Source organism: Aromatoleum toluclasticum ATCC 700605, from assembly GCF_000378245.1.
Taxonomy (GTDB): domain Bacteria; phylum Pseudomonadota; class Gammaproteobacteria; order Burkholderiales; family Rhodocyclaceae; genus Aromatoleum; species Aromatoleum toluclasticum.
The window spans coordinates 73,778-90,821 of record NZ_KB899497.1 but is presented as its reverse complement, the minus strand read 5'-3'; the positions used below and the strand labels follow the sequence as shown (position 1 = coordinate 90,821).

The 17,044-nt window shown below is 67.0% G+C and carries 16 protein-coding genes, 1 tRNA gene and 1 pseudogene; 2 read left to right on the top strand and 16 right to left on the bottom strand.

The features are described from left to right. Positions 1 to 5 precede the first annotated feature (5 nt). Together F464_RS0113355 and F464_RS0113350 are read right to left on the bottom strand one after the other, a co-directional pair. Positions 6 to 1,784, bottom strand: coding sequence for an N-acetylglutaminylglutamine amidotransferase (locus F464_RS0113355; protein WP_018990328.1), 1,779 nt, complete (start codon positions 1,782 to 1,784; stop codon positions 6 to 8). A gap of 136 nt (positions 1,785 to 1,920) precedes the next feature. After that, positions 1,921 to 2,397 (bottom strand): NUDIX hydrolase, encoded by a 477-nt coding sequence (locus F464_RS0113350; RefSeq protein ID WP_018990327.1) that lies wholly within the window; start codon positions 2,395 to 2,397, stop codon positions 1,921 to 1,923. Between the two features lie 126 nt (positions 2,398 to 2,523). Between F464_RS0113350 and F464_RS0113345 the strand changes: the two genes are divergently transcribed. Next, positions 2,524 to 2,889, top strand: a complete 366-nt coding sequence (locus tag F464_RS0113345; protein WP_018990326.1) for a hypothetical protein — start codon at positions 2,524 to 2,526, stop codon at positions 2,887 to 2,889. Between the two features lie 54 nt (positions 2,890 to 2,943). Here the strand turns inward: F464_RS0113345 and arfB are convergent, their stop codons facing one another. The 3 genes from arfB to F464_RS30950 are packed head-to-tail and all read right to left on the bottom strand — an operon-like array spanning position 2,944 to position 4,463. Then, complete coding sequence (gene arfB, locus F464_RS0113340; protein ID WP_018990325.1) at positions 2,944 to 3,348, bottom strand: alternative ribosome rescue aminoacyl-tRNA hydrolase ArfB; 405 nt, start codon at positions 3,346 to 3,348, stop codon at positions 2,944 to 2,946. 18 nt (positions 3,349 to 3,366) lie between these two features. Further along, positions 3,367 to 4,221, bottom strand: a complete 855-nt coding sequence (locus F464_RS0113335) for a PA4780 family RIO1-like protein kinase (protein ID WP_018990324.1) — start codon at positions 4,219 to 4,221, stop codon at positions 3,367 to 3,369. Next, positions 4,218 to 4,463: a VF530 family DNA-binding protein gene (locus F464_RS30950; RefSeq protein ID WP_157353768.1), complete on the bottom strand. Its 246-nt coding sequence runs from the start codon at positions 4,461 to 4,463 to the stop codon at positions 4,218 to 4,220. The genes F464_RS0113335 and F464_RS30950 overlap by 4 nt, the downstream gene beginning before the upstream one ends. On the opposite strand from F464_RS30950, the pseudogene F464_RS0113330 reads away from it, so the two are divergent. Beyond that, positions 4,462 to 4,657 (top strand): annotated as a pseudogene (locus F464_RS0113330) (hypothetical protein); the annotation flags it as partial. The gene F464_RS30950 and the pseudogene F464_RS0113330 sit on opposite strands and share 2 nt — an antisense overlap. 92 nt (positions 4,658 to 4,749) lie before the next feature. Here the strand turns inward: F464_RS0113330 and F464_RS0113325 are convergent. The 11 genes from F464_RS0113325 to F464_RS0113275 all read right to left on the bottom strand — a co-directional run bounded on the left by F464_RS0113325 (position 4,750) and on the right by F464_RS0113275 (position 16,933). Then, positions 4,750 to 4,825, bottom strand: a tRNA-Ala gene (locus F464_RS0113325). Between the two features lie 53 nt (positions 4,826 to 4,878). Beyond that, entirely contained in the window at positions 4,879 to 5,937 is a 1,059-nt protein-coding gene (locus tag F464_RS0113320; protein WP_018990322.1) for an L-threonylcarbamoyladenylate synthase, read from the bottom strand. Then, entirely contained in the window at positions 5,924 to 7,075 is a 1,152-nt protein-coding gene (locus F464_RS0113315) for a 5-(carboxyamino)imidazole ribonucleotide synthase (protein ID WP_018990321.1), read from the bottom strand. Before F464_RS0113315 ends, F464_RS0113320 begins: the two co-directional genes overlap by 14 nt. Beyond that, positions 7,072 to 7,575, bottom strand: coding sequence for a 5-(carboxyamino)imidazole ribonucleotide mutase (gene purE, locus F464_RS0113310; protein ID WP_018990320.1), 504 nt, complete (start codon positions 7,573 to 7,575; stop codon positions 7,072 to 7,074). Before purE ends, F464_RS0113315 begins: the two co-directional genes overlap by 4 nt. Before the next feature lie 3 nt (positions 7,576 to 7,578). Beyond that, the gene (folD, locus tag F464_RS0113305; protein WP_018990319.1) at positions 7,579 to 8,451 is read right to left on the bottom strand and encodes a bifunctional methylenetetrahydrofolate dehydrogenase/methenyltetrahydrofolate cyclohydrolase FolD; all 873 of its coding nucleotides are present in this window, start codon (positions 8,449 to 8,451) and stop codon (positions 7,579 to 7,581) included. 138 nt (positions 8,452 to 8,589) lie between these two features. Then, positions 8,590 to 9,201 (bottom strand): indolepyruvate oxidoreductase subunit beta, encoded by a 612-nt coding sequence (locus tag F464_RS0113300; RefSeq protein WP_018990318.1) that lies wholly within the window; start codon positions 9,199 to 9,201, stop codon positions 8,590 to 8,592. An 8-nt stretch (positions 9,202 to 9,209) separates the two neighbouring features. Then, entirely contained in the window at positions 9,210 to 11,081 is a 1,872-nt protein-coding gene (locus tag F464_RS0113295; RefSeq protein WP_026295974.1) for a thiamine pyrophosphate-dependent enzyme, read from the bottom strand. A 113-nt stretch (positions 11,082 to 11,194) separates the two neighbouring features. Beyond that, complete coding sequence (locus F464_RS0113290; protein WP_026295973.1) at positions 11,195 to 12,835, bottom strand: methyl-accepting chemotaxis protein; 1,641 nt, start codon at positions 12,833 to 12,835, stop codon at positions 11,195 to 11,197. Between the two features lie 127 nt (positions 12,836 to 12,962). Then, positions 12,963 to 13,562 carry a c-type cytochrome gene (locus F464_RS0113285; RefSeq protein WP_018990315.1) on the bottom strand — a complete coding sequence of 200 codons (600 nt, stop codon included), beginning with the start codon at positions 13,560 to 13,562 and terminating at the stop codon, positions 12,963 to 12,965. 31 nt (positions 13,563 to 13,593) lie between these two features. Beyond that, a complete protein-coding gene (locus F464_RS0113280; RefSeq protein WP_018990314.1) occupies positions 13,594 to 14,229 on the bottom strand; it encodes a response regulator transcription factor in 636 nt (211 codons plus the stop codon). Continuing rightward, on the bottom strand, positions 14,204 to 16,933 hold the full coding sequence (locus F464_RS0113275) for a PAS domain S-box protein (protein ID WP_018990313.1): 2,730 nt from the start codon (positions 16,931 to 16,933) through the stop codon (positions 14,204 to 14,206). Before F464_RS0113275 ends, F464_RS0113280 begins: the two co-directional genes overlap by 26 nt. Positions 16,934 to 17,044: the final 111 nt, after the last annotated feature.

The window sequence follows — 17,044 nt, the reverse complement described above, 5'->3', positions numbered from 1 at the left end:
TCCGGTCAGACGCCATGCGACTGCAGCCACAATTCGAGCAGGGCGACCTGCCACAGCTTGGAACCGCGCAGCGGCGTGATGTGGCTTTCGGGCGCCGCCAGCAGGCGCTCGATGCAGGCCGGGCGGAAAAGGCCGCGTTCGCGCGCCGCCGGACTGTGCAGCGCGTCCCTGACCCACTCCAGCGTCGGGCCGGCAAGGTATTTCAGGGTCGGCACCGGGAAATAGCCCTTCGGCCGGTCGATGACCTCGCGCGGCAGCACGCGCCGCGCGATCGCCTTGAGGATGCCCTTGCCGCCGTCGCCGAGCTTGTCCTCGGCAGGCAGGCGGGCGACGAGCTCGACGAACTCGTGGTCGAGGAAGGGCACGCGCGCCTCCAGCCCCCAGGCCATGGTCATGTTGTCGACGCGCTTCACGGGGTCGTCGACGAGCATCACCGTCGCATCGACGCGCAAGGCCTTGTCCAGCGCCGTCGCCGCGCCGGGACGGGCGAAATGGCGGGCGATGAACGCGCGGCTCGCGCCCGGACTCGCATACGCCTCGGCCACCGTGTGCAGGTATTCGTCCTCGTCCCGGTCGAAGAAGACACGGGCGTAGTCGGCCACCGGATCCCTGCTCTGCGCCAGCGGCGGATACCAGTGGTAGCCCGCCAGCACCTCGTCCGCCCCCTGCCCGCTCTGCACCACCTTCACGTGCCTGGAGACCTCCTTCGAAAGCAGGTAGAAGCCGATGTTGTCGTAGCTCACCATCGGCTCGGACATCGCGTGGATGGCATCCGGCAGGCGCGCGAGCAGCGTCGCATCGTCGACCCGGATCTTGTGGTGCCGGGTGCCGAACTCCTTCGCGACGAGATCCGAGTACCTGAACTCGTCGCCGTGCTCGCCGTTGGCCGCCTCGAAACCGATCGAGAAGGTGTTCAGCCCGTCCTGGCCGGCGCGAGCGAGCATCGCGACGATGAGGCTCGAATCGACCCCGCCCGAGAGCAGCACGCCCACCGGCACATCCGCCACCATGCGGCGCTCGATCGCCTTCTCTAGCGCAAGCTGCACCATGCGCTCGCGCTCCTTGTAGGGCGTATCGGCCAGCGCCGGATCGGTCCCGAAGGGCGGATTCCAGTAGCACAGGTCGCGGCGGTTGCCATCCGGCTCGAACACCGCGACCGTCGCAGGCGGCAGCTTGCGCACGCCGCGCAACATCGTGTGCGGTGGCGGCACCACCGCATGCCACATCAGATAATGCTCGAGCGCGACCGGGTCGATGCCCGTATCCACGTCGCCCGCCGCAAGGATTGCCGGCAGGGACGAAGCGAAGCGCAGGCGCTTGCCGTCGGCCGATTCGGACAGGTACAGCGGCTTGATGCCGAAACGGTCGCGCGCCATCACCACGCGGCCGCTGTCGCGCTCCCAGATCGCGAACGCGAACATGCCGTGCAGGCGGGCGACGCAGTCGGTGCCCCAGCGGCGATAGGCGCGCAGCAGCACCTCGGTGTCGCCGTCGGAAAAAAAACGCTCGCCTTCCCCTTCGAGCTCGGCGCGCAGTTCGCGGTAGTTGTAGATACAGCCATTGAACACCAGCGTCAGGCCGAGATCCGCGGCCACCATCGGCTGCTGGGCGCGTTCGCTGAGGTCGATGATCTTCAGGCGGCGATGGGCCAGCGCGACGCGGCCCTGCTGGAACGCACCACCGGCATCAGGGCCGCGCGGGCGCAGTGTGTCGGCCATCCGGCCGACGGCGGAAGCATCCGCTTCCATGTTGTCGAAGCGGATTTCTCCGGCAATTCCGCACATGGAATCGTCTCCTCTTGCTGTTCGAGGGACGGACTATTGTATTACAGCAATTATATTTGTCCAAATATACATGTACGTAAATATGTGGACAGCCCCGGACGCGGGACGCCCGGCGCGCCCGCGCACGCACGCTCGACTATTCGCGTTCGCCGGCCGGATCGACCTCGGCCCGCGATCGGGCGTCGGCCAGCAAGCCCTTATCCAGCAGCAAAACGCGCATGCTCCTCGCCAGCAGCGAACCAAGCTGCGCGTCATCGGCCCACGCGAATCCATCCACCTCCGGCACCTGCCGGCCCGTCACGTAATGCGCGAAGTAACTCGTGCACCGGCACCGCTCCGCCTGCGTCTCCCCGGACGACGTGCGGACGACAAACAGATGCAGATCCTTGCCGCGATAGTACGCATGACGACCGAGATCGGTGAGGCGGCCGGCATCGAACACCAGTCCGAACTCCTCCCGCGTCTCCCTCAGCGCACAGGCGAGCGGCGTCTCCCCCTCGTCGATGAGCCCCTTGGGCAGGTCCCAATGGCGGCTTCCGGTCGAATGACCGACGAGCAACTCGCCGCGCTCGTTGATGACCAGCAGGCCGCAGGAAAGCTGAGTGGCAGTCATGACGATTCCCACCGATAGACAAGATAGTGAAGTGTTGCACGCTATGCGTGCACTTATCGGCGCGGTGTTGTGCTCCCTCCCTTTCAAGGGGAGGGTCGGGGTGGGGATGGGTTACAGTAAGGCCCGATGCATCCACAGCCCCCTTCCCTTCCCCCTGCCGACAGCCGCGGCACCCGCGCCGCGCTGCTCTTCGCCTTGACGGCCGAGCGCCTGTCCGTCTTCTACGAACACGGGCAATGGCCTACCGCGGCGCAGGGTGCGAGTCTCGTCGCCGATTGGCTCGGCCGCAGCGGGCGCAACCTCCCGCTGGCCGATCGACGTCACCTGTCGGATCTGACCGACCAATTCGCCCGCCAGATTGCCGGCTCACTGTCGCGCGAGGCGGGGCTGCAGACCACGCACGAGATGATGGAGGCGCTCGACCCCAGGTACGACTCCGACCTGGCCCGCACACTGATGGACGAATGCACGAAGCTGCTCGACGCGACCTGATTCCTTATCGCGCGCCGCAACGCCCCCGCATCCGCCACCGGCCAGGCGTGCGCCCTACTCCCCCACCTTCCCCCGCCCTGCCTTCACCGAAGCGCGCCGCGCCTTGCCCTCCAGGCGCCGGGTAACGGAGGCCCGCGTCGGGCGGGTGGCGCGACGGGCCTTGGGCGGCGCCGCCACGCGGTTGATCAGCTCTTCCAGCCGCCGCAGCGCCTCGGTCCGGTTCTTCTCCAGGCTGCGGAATTTCTGCGCCTTGATGATCACGACCCCGTCCTTGCTGATGCGCTGGTCGCCCACCTGCAGCAGCCGCTCCCGTATGTCCGCCGGCAGCGACGAGGCGGTGATGTCGAAGCGCAGATGCACCGCATTCGACACCTTGTTGACGTTCTGCCCGCCCGCGCCCTGGGCGCGGATAGCCGTGATCTCGACTTCGTCGGGCGAGACGGTCACATGGGAGCGCATCTGCGTCCGCCTTGCGGCTCAGGCGCCGGCAAGCGCCGCCCTGCCCGCCTGGCGCGCGGCCTCTTCCTTGCGCGCCGCATCGATGATCTGCATGACTTCCTCCACATCGGCATGTCCCGCATCCGCCCTGAAGACCCCGGTGAGCGGACTCTCGGGCTGGAGCTTGCCGGATTCGTACAGCGACCAGATCTCCTTCCCGTAATCCGTGTCGCGCAGATCCGGGGCGAACTGGCCGAAATAGGCGGCGAGGTTGTCGACGTCGCGCTCGAGCATGGCCCGCGCATTGTTGTTGGCCGCAGCGTCGACGGCCTGCGGCAGATCGATGATCACCGGCCCGTCGCGATCGACCAGCACGTTGTATTCGGACAGATCCCCATGCACGATACCGGCGCACAGCATGCGCACGACCTGGCGCACGAGGTCCGCGTGGTAACGCCGCGCATCCTCCTCGCTCAGCGCAACGTCGTTCAACCGCGGTGCCGGCTCGCCGTCCTCGTCGGTCACCAGCTCCATCAGCAGCACGCCCTCGTGAAAGTCGTACGGCGTGGGCACGCGCACCCCCGCTGCGGCGAGCAGGCGCAGCGCATCGACCTCCGCATGCTGCCACGCGGCTTCCTGTTCCTGCCGCCCGTAGCGCGAGCCCTTGGCCATCGCACGCGCCTGGCGGCTGTTCTTGATCTTGCGCCCTTCGGTGTAGTCGGCGGCCTTGTGGAAGCCGCGTTTGTTGGCTTCCTTGTACACCTTGGCGCAGCGCACCGTATCGCCGCACTGCACGACATAGACCATGGCTTCCTTGCCGCTCATGAGCTGACGCATGACGTGGTCCACGAGGCCGTCGGCCACCAGCGGTTCGATTCTGCTCGGGGTCTTCATGTGTCGGGTCCTATCCTCGGCGCCTTGCCATCAGTCTCAGCCGCCGACCCGGAGGCGGCGCGCAACATGTCAATATACAGTGCCTCCACCCGTTCGCGTGCCCACGGCGTGCGGCGCAGGAACTTGAGCGCTTGAGGAGCGCGATGCGGCCCTTGGTGAAGCTGCGCTGCTCGCGGATCACATGGGGTGCAGTACCCCAGTCTGCCCGACCAGCCGGGGCGTGACGTACTCGCGGCATGCATCCGTTTCGGTAATCACGCCTGTTTTTCCGACTTGGAGTACGCTGCAGGGAAGCAGCAGACGCGGCGCGACCGCTTCCTCGGCGAGAGCGAAGTGATCCCGAGGTTGGCGCTGGTGGCCGAGATCGAGCCGTTCTACCCGAAGGGTAGCGGGCAGTGACCGACCGCCGGCCGGTGTGGCGCGGATGCTGCGGATGTAGGTGACACAACACCGCAAAAAACTGCCTTCCAAATGCAAAACAGCGCATCACACTTCAAGGTGTAATGCGCTGTTTTTACTACTAAATTCTGGTGGACCGAAAGGGGATCGAACCCTCGACCTCTGCATTGCGAACGCAGCGCTCTCCCAGCTGAGCTATCGGCCCAAGAGCGGCGAATTATAGCCGGGGTTTTCCGCTTTTGGAAGGATGATTTTCAGTCAGGTTTCATCGTGCTCGTCGACCGGCACGCTGCCGTCGCCCGAGCCGACGGCGGCGCGGCCGAGGCGGTCGGCGATCGCGTGCCACTCCGGCGTGTCCGGGAGCGCCTCGACGACGATGAAATCGGCGCCGCAGGCGTCGAGCTCGCGCAGGTTGGCGTAGAGCTCGTGCGCGAAGCCGGAGGGGTCCGCCGGGGCGTTGTGCCAGGTCAGGCGGGCGTCCCTGGGATCCGGACAGGTTCGTGCGAGGACGGCGACGCGGCTGCCTTCGCCGGCGAGGGTGGCGGCTTCCTCGACCAGACGGGCGGCAGGGATGAGCTGCAGCGGCGTGCGCGGTGCGTAGTGCGCGGCGAGCGAGCCGGAGACGCGCGGCTGCTCGGACTCGGCCGCGGCAGCGCCCTCCTCCGCATGCGCGGTGCGCGTCGCCGGCCGGCGGCCGATGACGCGGGCGATGTCGTCAGCGGAAATCGCGCCGGGGCGCAGGATCACCGGGGCGTCGCGCGACAGGTCCAGGATGGTCGATTCGATGCCGACCTGGCAGGGACCGCCGTCGAGGACGAGCGCGACCTTGTCGCCCAGTTCCTCGCGCACGTGAGCGGCGGTGGTGGGGCTGATGCGGCCGAAGCGGTTGGCGGACGGCGCGGCGATGCCGGAATCGAATGCGCGCAGCAGGGCGAGTGCGACGGGGTGATCCGGCACGCGCAGGCCGACCGTGTCCTGCCCGCCGGTGACGGCGTCGGGGACGCCCTCCTCGCGTTTCAGGATCAGGGTCATCGGACCGGGCCAGAAGGCGTTCGCAAGGGCGATCGCCTCTTTCGGGATCGCGCGCGCCCAGCGCGTGAGGTGGCCGGCGTCGGGGAGATGGACGATCAGCGGGTGGTCGGCCGGCCGCCCCTTGGCGCTGAAGATCTTGCCGACGGCCTCGACGTTCAGGGCGTCGGCGGCAAGCCCGTAAACCGTTTCGGTCGGCATGCCGACGAGTTCGCCGGCGCGCAGCAGTTCGGCGGCGCGCCGGATGTCGTCTGCGGCCGGTTGCAGCGCCGGATCAGTGCCCGTCATCGCGGATGCCAATCGCCGCGCGCGCCTGCAGCGCGGTGGCGAGAACCTGCTCCGCGTTCTCGCCGATGACGGTGAAGTGCCCCATCTTGCGACCCGGACGCGCGTGGTGCTTGGCATACAGATGCACGCGCAGGTTGGGCACGGCCTGCAGGACCGACCAGTCCGGTTCGCGGTAGTTGTCGTCCGCGTCGTACCACAGCTCGCCGAGCAGGTTCACCATCACCGCGGCGCTGTGGGCGCGCGGTTCGCCGAGCGGAAGTCCGCACAGCGCCTTGACCTGCTGTTCGTACTGGCTGGTGACGCAGGCATCGATGGTGTGGTGACCGCTGTTGTGCGGCCGCGGCGCCATCTCGTTGACGACGAGCTGACCACCGCAGACGAAGAATTCGACGCCCAGCGTGCCGACGTAGTCGAGGCGCTCCGCGATGGCCTGCGCCACGTCGCGCGCGCGCGCGGCCAGCACCGGCTCGATGCGCGCCGGCATGATCGTGACGTCGAGGATGCCGTGCCGGTGGCTGTTCTCGCCAGCCGGGAAGCAGCGCACGTTGCCGGCTTCGTCGCGCGCGAGCACGACCGACATCTCGCTGTCGAGCTTGAGCATCTTCTCGAGCACGCACGATTCGCCGCCGAACTGGTGGAAGGCGTGCAGCGCCTCGTCGCGGTTGGCAACGCGCGCCTGCCCCTTGCCGTCGTAGCCGAAGCGGGCGACCTTGAGGACCGCCGGAAACAGCGACTCGTCGGCGGTGCGCAGGTTCTCCTCGCAGCGAATGGCCGCGAAGGGGCCATGCGGCAGACCGTTGTCCGCTAGGAAGGACTTTTCGGCGACGCGGTTCTGGCACACGGCGACGGCGCTCGCCGACGGGTGCACGGGAACGAACTTGGCAAGGTAGTCGAGCGTCGTGGCCGGAACGTTTTCGAATTCCGTCGTGATGGCTGCACAGCCGTTCGCCAGTTCGTCGAGCGCGGTGTAGTCGTCGTAGGCAGAGACGATGTGGTGGTCGGCGATCAGCCCCGCGGGGCTGTTCGGATCAGGGTCGAGCACCCACACCTTGTAGCCCATTTCGTGGGCGGCAGAAACGAAGAAGCGGCCAAGTTGGCCGCCACCGAGCATTCCCAGGGTCGCGGGAGGCAGGATCATTGTTCATCCAGGGTCATGTCGAGCACCGTCTGGGTCTGGCGGGTGCGGAATTCCTCGAGCTTCCTGGCCAGCGCAGCGTCCTCGTTGGCGAGCAGCGCGACCGCGAAGAGGCCCGCGTTCGCCGCGCCCGCCTCGCCGATCGCGAAGGTCGCCACGGGGATGCCCTTGGGCATCTGCACGATGGAGAGCAGCGAGTCCTGGCCGGACAGCGCCTTCGACTGCACCGGCACGCCGAGCACCGGCACGGTGGTCTTGGCCGCGACCATGCCCGGCAGGTGCGCGGCACCGCCGGCGCCGGCGATGATGGCCTTCAGCCCGCGGCTGCGGGCGGTGTCCGCATACGCGAACATCAGGTCCGGAGTGCGGTGGGCGGAGACGACACGCGCCTCGTAGGGGACGCCGAACTCCTTGAGGATCTTTGCCGCGGCCTGCATCGTGGGCCAGTCGGAATTCGAGCCCATGATGATGCCGACCAGGGGTTTTTCGTTTGCCGGGCTCATGTATCAACTTTTCCTGCGCAGCGCGCGTTCGGCCGACTCTACGGTGTTCGCGAGCAGCATGGTGATGGTCATCGGCCCGACGCCGCCGGGCACCGGGGTGATCGCCGACGCGACTTCCTTCGCGGATGCGAAATCGACGTCGCCGCACAGCTTGCCGGCGTCCGGCCCTTCGGTCAGGCGGTTGATGCCGACGTCGATGACGACGGCACCGGGCTTGATCATGTCGCCGGTAACGAAGCGCGGCTTGCCGATCGCGGCGACGAGGATGTCGGCGCGGCGGGTGTGGAAGGCGAGATCGCGCGTCTTCGAGTGGGTGACGGTGACGGTCGCGCCGGCATTCGTGAGCAGCATCGCCATCGGCTTGCCGACGATGTTCGAGCGGCCGATGATGACGGCTTCGGCACCCTGCACCGGCACGTTCTCGGCCTCGAGCATCTTCATGACGCCATGCGGCGTGCACGGCAGGAAGGCTTCCTGGCCCTGCGACAGGCGCCCGACGTTCTCGGCGTGGAAGCCGTCGACGTCCTTCTCGACGCTGATCGCCTCAAGCACTTCCGCCTCGTTGAACTGCTTGGGCAGCGGCAGTTGCACGAGGATGCCGTGCACGGCGGGGTCGGCGTTGAGTGCGGCGATCTTCGCCATGACTTCGGCGGCGGCGACATCGGCCGGAAAATCGTAGCGCAGCGAGCGGATGCCGGCCTTTTCGCAGCCGGACACCTTGTTGCGGACGTATACGGCGGAAGCCGGATTGTCGCCGACGAGGATCACTGCGAGGCAGGGCTGCACCCCCTGCGCACTGAGCGTTGCCGCGCGGTCGGCAATTTCGCCGCGTACGCGCGCCGAGAGGGCGTTGCCGTCGATGATGCGAGCAGTCATGGAAGAAATGCCCTGATGAAAAACCGAGCATTTTATCGCAGGATCAGGGGCTTGTGCGAGACCTATGCGTAGGACGCAGCGTAGTCGCACGACTGCAGTTCACAGGTTCAGCCCGAACGGTGTTTTCTTGCCGGACTATTACGACGCGGCGAGTGCCTCACCCGCGACCGCGCGCCGCCCTGCCTCGAAGGCCTCGCGGTTCGCCTCGACGAGCTGCGGCTTGCGCGTGCCGAAGCGGGCCAGCACGGCGTCGCGCAGGACTTCTGCCGGGAAGGGGAGCCTGTCGGCGCAGGCGCCCAGCATGACGGTGTTGCCGAGACGGATGTTGCCCAGTTCGATCGCGAGCGAGCTGGCATCGAACGCATGCACCGTCAGTCCCAGTGCGCGCATCTGCGATACGGGATCTTCGGGATAGTCGAACAGCCCGAGATTGACGACCGGCGGCACGATGCGCCCCGAGTTCACCAGCGCGACACCGTCCGGGCGCAGCATGTGGCTCCAGCGCAGCGCTTCGGCGGATTCGAAGCCGATCATCAGATCCGCCTCGCCCGGGGCGATCTGCGGCGACAGGACGACATCGCCGAAACGCAGGTGCGAGGTCACGACTCCGCCGCGCTGGCTCATGCCGGCGACTTCGGTCTTCTTCACGTCGAAGCCGAGCGAGATGGCCGCTTCGGCGAGGATCTCGGTGGCCGTCATGACGCCCTGGCCGCCGACGCCGCACACGAGGATATTGGTGATCTTGGACATGGAGGCGCTCACTTCCTGACGAACTGGACGGACTGGACCGATTGCACGGGCCGGGCGTGCACGATGGCCTCGGGCGCGCAAGGCTGCACGCACAGGCCGCAGCCGGTGCAGGCCGAGGTTTCGATGCGCACGAAGGAGAGATCGACTTCCTTGCCGGAGGCCTTGACCACCTTGTCGCGGCGCGTGACGTGGATGGCCGGGCAGCCGACTTCGACGCAGTTGCCGCAGCCGGTGCAGCGGTCCTCCTCGACCGTGTAGGACGTGGCCGGCTCGTAGTGGTCGATCAGCACACAGGGGCGGTTGGTGATGATGACCGAGGGCTCCTCGATCTTCGTTTCCTCGCGCAGCGCCTTGAACAGCACCGGCAGCTCGTAGGGATCGAGGACGTGGATGCGCTCCTTCTTCACGCCGAGCGCCTCGCACAGCTTGGCGAAATCGACACGCGCGGTTTCCTCGCCGTGGATGTCGCGCCCGGTGCCGGGGTTGTCCTGGCCGCCGGTCATGCCGACGGCGCGGTTGTCGAGCAGCAGCACGGTGACGTTGCCGCGGTTCCAGGTGATGTCGAGCAGGCCCTGCATGCCCATGTGCATGAAGGTGGAGTCGCCGATCACCGCGACGACCTTCTTGTTCTCGTCCGCCTTGCCGCGGCCCTTGTCCATGCCCAGCGCGGTGCCCATCGACGCCCCCATCGAGATGCAGGTGTCGAGCGCATTCCACGGGTGGCCGGCGCCCAGCGTGTAGCAGCCGATGTCGCCGGAAATGATGACGTTGCGCATCTGCGACAGCGTGTAATACACGCCCAGGTGCGGGCACGCGACGCACATCGTCGGCGGGCGCGGGAAGACCTGTTGCGCCGGGACATGCTCCGGCTCGGGCACGGCCTCGCCGCGCAGTCGCCTGACCGCGGGTTCCAGCACGTCGGGCGCGAGCTCGCCGATGCGCGGCAGCACGTCCTTGCCGTGGCAGGCGATGCCGGCGGCCTTCATCTCGGTTTCGAGCAGCGGCTCGGTCTCCTCGACGACCAGGACGGTGTCGACCGTGGCGGCGAAGCGCCGCAGGCTTTCGAGCGGCGGCGGACAGGAGAGGCCGAGCTTGAACACCGGCGCATCGGGGAAGGCGTCGCGCACATGCATGAAGGTGGGGCCGGAGGTGACGAAGCCGATGCGGCGGTCGCTCCCTTCGATCCGGAAGTTGAGCGGCGAGGCTTCCGCCTCGGCACGCGCGACGGCCTCGCGTTCGAACATCGAGGGCAGGCGCGGCTTGGCGTTGCCGGGCACCATGACCCAGTGGCGCGGATCCTTGACGAAGCCCTTGGGTTCGACCTCGACGCGCTCGCCGGTCTGCACCACGCCCTTGACGTGGCAGATGCGCGTCGTCAGGCGCAGGATCACCGGGCTCTTCAGGCGTTCGGACAGCTCGAAGGCGGCGAGCGTCATCGCGTAGGCTTCCTGCGAGTCGGCGGGCTCGAGCACCGGCACGTGCGCGAAGCGACCCCAGTAGCGCGAATCCTGCTCGTTCTGCGATGAGGACATGCCGACATCGTCGGCGACCGCGATCACCAGACCGCCTTCGGTGCCGGTGACGGTCATCGTCATCAGCGCGTCGGAGGCGACGTTGAGGCCCACGTGCTTCATCGCGCAGAACGCGCGCGCACCGACCATCGAGGCACCGAGGGCCACTTCCATCGCGACCTTCTCGTTTACCGACCATTCCGTGTGCAGGCCGGCATAGCGCGACAGGACTTCGAGGATCTCGGTCGACGGGGTGCCCGGATAGGCGGCGGCGACACGGGTGCCCGCTTCCCAGACGGCACGCGCGACCGCGTCGTTGCCGGAGAGGAACATGCGGGCAGCCGCGGGAACGGTCTGAGTGGCAGGCATGGGATGACCCTGGATGAGGTGAATCGGAGAGAGCAAAGTTTACCGATCGGTCAACTTTGCCCTATTGACCAGGATCAAACGGGGCAAAATGCCCCGCATTGAAAGGGAGTCGCTCAGTCGACGCGGAAGCCTGCGGTGAGGGCTTCGAGCGCCTCGGCGCTGTGTCTGAGCTTCTCGGTCGATTCGGTGCTGCTGCGGATTTCGCTGCTGCTGCGTTCGGCCATCTGCGCGACTTCCTGCATGTTGGTGGCGACGCTATTGCTCGCCGCGGTGAGCTCCTTCATCGACGAGACGACGTCTTCGAGGCGCCCGAGCGTGTCGCGCGCGCCTTCGCGGATCTCGCGCAGCGCATCGGCCGCCTGCTGGGAGCGGCGTGCGCCGGAATCGACCTTGGGCACGATCTGCTCGATGCTCGCCACCGCGCTTTCGGTCTCGGCCTTCACGGACTGGATCACCTGCGAGATCTGCGCCGTGGCCGCGCCGGTGCGCTCGGCAAGCTTGCGCACTTCGTCGGCGACGACGGCGAAGCCGCGCCCCTGTTCGCCCGCACGGGCGGCCTCGATCGCGGCGTTGAGCGCGAGCAGGTTGGTCTGGTCGGAGATTTCGCGGATCACGTTGGCGATCTCGCCGATTTCGCCGGAACGGTCGCGCAGCACCTGGATCTGCTTCGCCGCGCTAGTCACCGTCTCCGATATCTGGGCGATGCCTTCCGAGGCGTCACGGGCAAGATCCTCGCCGCGTTGCGCGACCTCCGCGGTGTGCTGCGAATTGCCGCGCGCCTCGTCGGTGTTCTCGGACACGTGGGCGATGCTCACGGCCATCTGCTCGATGGCGGCGGCAGTGCTGCCGGCCACTTCGGTTTGATGCAGCGCTGCGTCGTGGATCGCCTGCCCGGCATCGGCCGCCTGGCGCACGGCGTCGGTGACGTCGTGGGCATTGTCGCGCACGCGCCGGATCACCTCCGCCAGCCGCGACTGCATCTGGTCCATCGCATAGGTGATGCTGCGCGAATCGCCCTCCTTCACCTTGACGTGCGAAGTCAGGTCGCGCTCGGCGATACGCGCGGCGATGCGCTGCAGCTCCGAGGGCTCGCCACCGAGCTGGCGCAGTATGCCGCGACCGATGCGCCACGACACCAGGACCAGCAGCAGTGCCGCAAGGCCGGCAAAGGCCAGGGTCTGCATCGTCTGTCGCCAGAACACCCGATCCATGTCATTAACATAGACACCGGTTCCGAGGATCCAGCCCCAGGGAGCAAAAGCCTTGACGTATGAGATCTTCGGCTGCGGCTCGCTTTCGCCCGGTTTGGGCCAGAGGTAGTCGACGAAACCGGCTCCATCCTTGCGCACGACCTCGACGAACTCGACGAACAGGCGCTTGCCCTTGGGGTCGGCAACATTGGTCATGTCCCGCCCGTCGAGCTCAGGCTTGATCGGATGCATCAGGGTATGGGGGTGCATGTCCGTGATGAAGAAGTATTCACCCTCGCCGTGGCGCAGCCCCTTGATTGCCGCTTTCGCGGCGGTCTGCGCGTCCTCACGGCTCATTTCGCCGGAGGTTTCGCGCTTGTGGAAATACTCGAGCGTCCCATGCACGGACTCGACCGCGTGCTGCACACTTCCCTTGCGCTCTCCTTCCATCGCCCCCCGGGAAGACACCACGGCCTGGGCCATCACCGCCGCGAACAGCATGAACGCCACAACCACGATGAGCCGCAGGCGGAATCCCACACTCAGACTGTAAAGATTCGGCACAAGTTATCCCCTCTAATTTTAATGGCTGCAAATATTCATTTAATAAGCTCCATTAACGGGTGTACGTACCCTAACTTGAGCCACGACGATGAACAAAAGCGGTCGGCGACAAGCCCGCCGACGGTTTTCACTCCATCACGCTGAGAAACTTCGCGACCGCCTCGATCTCCGCGTCGGCGATGTTCTCCACCACCGTGTGCATGACCATGTTGGGCGAGGTGCGCGAATGCTCGCGGAAGGCCCGCAATTGCGTCGCAAGATACTGCGCGTGCTGGCCCGCAAGGCGCGGCAGGTACATCGCGCCACGGCCCTGCGGACCGTGACAGGTCGTGCAGGCCGTGACGCCTTTTGCGGGGATGCCGGAATAGTAGATGTGGCGGCCGATGTCGACCTGCGCCGGATCGGCGCCCTGCTCCGGGACCATCGGCTTTGCGCTGAAATATTCGGCCAGTGCGCGCATTTCACCGCCGGAGAGGTCTTCGACGCGCTGCTTCATGCGCTTGCTGGTGCGCACGCCGGTCTTGAAGTTGGCCATCTGCCGGGTGAGGTACTCGACGTCCTGACCCGCAAGCTTGGGAAACTCGGCCTCGCCGCTGAGGCCGTTCGTGCCGTGGCACTTGCGGCAACGCTCGCGGACCAGTTGCTCCGCCGGTCGGTCGGGCGCAGCGATGGCCGGTGCCATGCACCCGAGGACGAGGGCCGCAACCAGACACTTCCCGACGCTCATGATTCCCTCTCCTCCAACAGGCTGCAATCCGTCAGCGGCTGCCACCTCCGGGCGCCGCGAGCACGTTCTGCACGAGTTCGGCCAGCGAGTTGGCCTCCATTTTCTCCATCACCCGCGCCCGGTGCACTTCCACCGTCTTGATGCTGATACCGAGGACATCGGCAATCTGCTTGTTGAGCTTGCCCGCGATGATGAGATCGAGCACCTCCCGCTCGCGCTGCGTCAGGTGCGTCAGGCGCCGTGCGGTCTCCGCCTCGAGCTGCCGCTTGTCGCGGTTCTGCTGCTCGGCTGCGAGGCATTCCGAAATCAGCTCGAGCATGTCGCGCTCGCTGAACGGCTTCTCGATGAAATCGACGGCGCCCTTTTTCACTGCAGATACTGCCATCGGCACGTCGCCATGACCGGTGATGAAAATCACCGGCAGCGTGAAGTGGCGGCGCTTGAGCTCCTCGAAGAGTTCCAGCCCGCTCATGCCGGGCATGCGCACGTCGAGCACGAGGCAGCCCGTCATCGCCGGCAGGTAGTCGCGCAGGAAGCTTTCGGCGGATTCCCATGCCCGCACGCAATGTCCGCTCGATTCGAGCAGCCACACGAGCGAATCGCGCAGGGCTTCGTCGTCATCGACGATGTAGATGCATTGTTCAGCTACGGCGGACGGTGCGGTCACTGGCGATCTCGGTGGGCAAAGTGAATGAGAAGATGGTACCCCCTTCCGGATTGGAGTCCACAATCAGCCGTCCGTCATGAAATTCGATGATGGAGCGGCAGATGTTGAGGCCCATGCCCATGCCTTCCGACTTGGTCGTATAGAAGGGCGTGAACAGGTGGCCGCGCTCCTCCTCGCCGATGCCGTGGCCGCGGTCGATCACGGCGACTTCCACCGCCCTCGGCCCCAGCGCGCACGCGCGCACCGTCAGCACGCGCTGTTCCGACGGCAGGTCGGCCATCGCGTCGATACCGTTCTTGATCAGGTTCAGGACGACCTGCTCGATCATGATGCGGTCCGCGAATACCGCCGGCAGTTCGGGGGTGACCTCCGACACGATGCGCGAACTCATGCGCCGCGCGTCGATCTCGGCAAAGCCGATCGCATCGTCGAGCACGTCGGCAATCTGCACGGCGCTACGGCGCGGCTCGCTCTTCTTCACGAACTCGCGGATGCGGCGGATGATCTTGCCGGCGCGCTCGGCCTGGAAGCTCGCCTTCTGCATCGCCGCCAGCAGGTCCTCCTCGCGCGCGCTGCCGGACTGGATGCGCGTCACGCAGCCCATGCAATAGTTGGCAATGGCCGACAGCGGCTGGTTGAGTTCGTGCGCGAGCGTGGACGCCATCTCGCCCATCGTGATCAGGCGCGAGGTGCGCTGCAGGCGCTCGGCCTGCTGGCGCGAAACTTCGGCCGTCTGCTTGCGCTCGGTGATGTCGGTCGCGATGCCCATGCGCACGACGCGCCCGTCCACCCAGCGTGTCGCGTGCTCGCGCACGTGGTACCAACGGCCGGAAAGCGGATGCTGCAGTTCGCCGTCGAACAGCTCGCGCGGCAAGTCGGCAGCAGTCAGGCCGCGCGGATCGACCGGGTAATCGCCACGTTCCGGCTGCGGCACGGCGACGCCGCGCACCGTCCGGCCCACGGCATCGAAGCCGTGGATGCTCTTGAACGCGCGGTTGGCGAACAGGATCTCGTCGGTGCGCGCATCGGCGACGAACACCGCGGCTTCGAGACCGTCCAGCACCGCCTCGAAGCGCTCGTGCGCCGCCTCGAGCGCGGCGCGGACGCGCTTGGGTTCGGTGATGTCGGTGACCGAGGCCATCCAGCCGGTCTGCACGCCGTTGGCGTCGATCAGCGGCGAGAGGTAGAAGCGCGCGTCGAGGCGCTCGCCGTTCTTGCGCCGGATGTGCATCTCGAAACCGCTCGGGGGCGCACGTCCCAGCAGGGTCAGGTCGAGGTTGTGGCTGCACAGCTCGAGTTCCTCCGGCGCCCAGTACGGGAAGGGGCGCGTCGCGCCAAGGAGCTCGTCCTGCTCGAAGCCGACCATGCGGCAGAAGGCGGAGTTCACATAGATGATCCGGCCCGTGAGGTCGATCGCGCGCATGCCGGTCATCACCGACTCTTCCATCGCCTTGCGGAAGGCCGACTCCGCCCGCAGCGCCTCCTCGCCCGCCTTGCGGCCGGTGATGTCGTGCGCGACGGCATACACCAGCTTTTCCTCGCGCACCGGGTTGATGCTCCATTCGAGCCAGCGGAAGCTGCCGTCCGCACAGCGACAGCGGATCTCGAAACTCACCGGTTGGCCGTCCGCGAGGCGGCGCAATTGCTCGACCGCAAAGGGCACGTCGTCGGCATGCACGAGATCGAGCAGCGGCCACCCGGGCAGCTCGTCCGGCAGGTAGCCGAGAATGCGCTCGAACGCAGGGTTCGCGCGGCGGAACACGCCGTCGAGGCCGACGATGCACAGCAGGTCGAGCGACAGGTTGAACAGCCGGTCGCGCTCCTTCTCGACGCGCACGCGCCGCTGCACGTGGGAGCGCAGCAGCCACAGGCTCCACAGCACGATCACGGACAGGCCGATGATCATCGCCGTCGGCAGGGCCTGCGGCAGCTGGCTCGGCGTGCGGAAGGCGGTGGCGCGCAGCACGAGGCCGGTGCCGGGCGGATCGAGAGGAATGGAATACGAGATCGACTGGTCGAGGTCCACGACGCTGGAGTTCACCGCCAGCGTCTCGCCCTGCGGGCCGATCAGCGCGAGGTGGTATTTCTCGCCGAACCAGCTGGGCACGAGGTACTGCAGCACGCGCTCGATCGAGTACACACCAACGATCGCACCGAGGAACTCACGCCCGTGCCGCACGGGCACGAACACGTCCAGCACGTGGCGCTTGCCCGGCGTCTGGTAGGCCTCGCCATAGGTCGCATGCCCGGTGTCCCGGGCCCGGTACAGGGTCGCCGCCTGCACGCGCGACAGCGCATCGCCCGTCAGCCAGTCGGTGGTATCGAAGGGCGCGGTCCAGCGCACAAGCTCTTCCGGGCCGACCCAGACGACGTTCACCAGTTCGCCGTTGTTGGCGATGTGCTGGTTGGCGCGCACCTGAAAGCCGTTCTGGTCGAGCGCCGACACGGCCAGGTCGCGTGCGAGCTGGTTCAGGAACTCTTCCGTGCCCTGCATGTGCAGGCGCATCGTCTGCTCCGCCCACTGCACGTCGCGGGCGACGGCGTTGCGCTGCGTTTCGGCGTCGCGCAGCTGGAGCAGCCACACCAGACCCAGCATCGTGAGCGCGAAGATGCCCACCGCTACATATGGGGCGGTCCAGTACAGGCGGGTCCGCGCAAGGCGGCCGGATTCAGCGGGGTCGGCGGGGTCGACGAAGTCGGGCATCGGGATGTGGAGCAGGCGGCAGGATCGGACAACGGACCGCCAACACGCGCACCTGCGCAAGCGGCCGGGTCCGCTGCAATTGTCATGGCGACGGCGTTCAGGCGTCAGTCG

What these genes read in the sequence shown, in the direction of transcription:
- F464_RS0113295 (WP_026295974.1), bottom strand. Translation starts at nt 11,081, where the DNA reads ATGCCTGCCACTCAGACCGTTCCCGCGGCTGCCCGCATGTTCCTCTCC.
- arfB (WP_018990325.1), bottom strand. Translation starts at nt 3,348, where the DNA reads ATGCGCTCCCATGTGACCGTCTCGCCCGACGAAGTCGAGATCACGGCT.
- F464_RS0113315 (WP_018990321.1), bottom strand. Translation starts at nt 7,075, where the DNA reads ATGATCCTGCCTCCCGCGACCCTGGGAATGCTCGGTGGCGGCCAACTT.
- F464_RS0113350 (WP_018990327.1), bottom strand. Translation starts at nt 2,397, where the DNA reads ATGACTGCCACTCAGCTTTCCTGCGGCCTGCTGGTCATCAACGAGCGC.
- purE (WP_018990320.1), bottom strand. Translation starts at nt 7,575, where the DNA reads ATGAGCCCGGCAAACGAAAAACCCCTGGTCGGCATCATCATGGGCTCG.
- F464_RS0113335 (WP_018990324.1), bottom strand. Translation starts at nt 4,221, where the DNA reads ATGAAGACCCCGAGCAGAATCGAACCGCTGGTGGCCGACGGCCTCGTG.
- folD (WP_018990319.1), bottom strand. Translation starts at nt 8,451, where the DNA reads ATGACTGCTCGCATCATCGACGGCAACGCCCTCTCGGCGCGCGTACGC.
- F464_RS30950 (WP_157353768.1), bottom strand. Translation starts at nt 4,463, where the DNA reads ATGCATGCCGCGAGTACGTCACGCCCCGGCTGGTCGGGCAGACTGGGG.
- F464_RS0113275 (WP_018990313.1), bottom strand. Translation starts at nt 16,933, where the DNA reads ATGCCCGACTTCGTCGACCCCGCCGACCCCGCTGAATCCGGCCGCCTT.
- F464_RS0113285 (WP_018990315.1), bottom strand. Translation starts at nt 13,562, where the DNA reads ATGAGCGTCGGGAAGTGTCTGGTTGCGGCCCTCGTCCTCGGGTGCATG.
- F464_RS0113345 (WP_018990326.1), top strand. Translation starts at nt 2,524, where the DNA reads ATGCATCCACAGCCCCCTTCCCTTCCCCCTGCCGACAGCCGCGGCACC.
- F464_RS0113355 (WP_018990328.1), bottom strand. Translation starts at nt 1,784, where the DNA reads ATGTGCGGAATTGCCGGAGAAATCCGCTTCGACAACATGGAAGCGGAT.
- F464_RS0113300 (WP_018990318.1), bottom strand. Translation starts at nt 9,201, where the DNA reads ATGTCCAAGATCACCAATATCCTCGTGTGCGGCGTCGGCGGCCAGGGC.
- F464_RS0113320 (WP_018990322.1), bottom strand. Translation starts at nt 5,937, where the DNA reads ATGACGGGCACTGATCCGGCGCTGCAACCGGCCGCAGACGACATCCGG.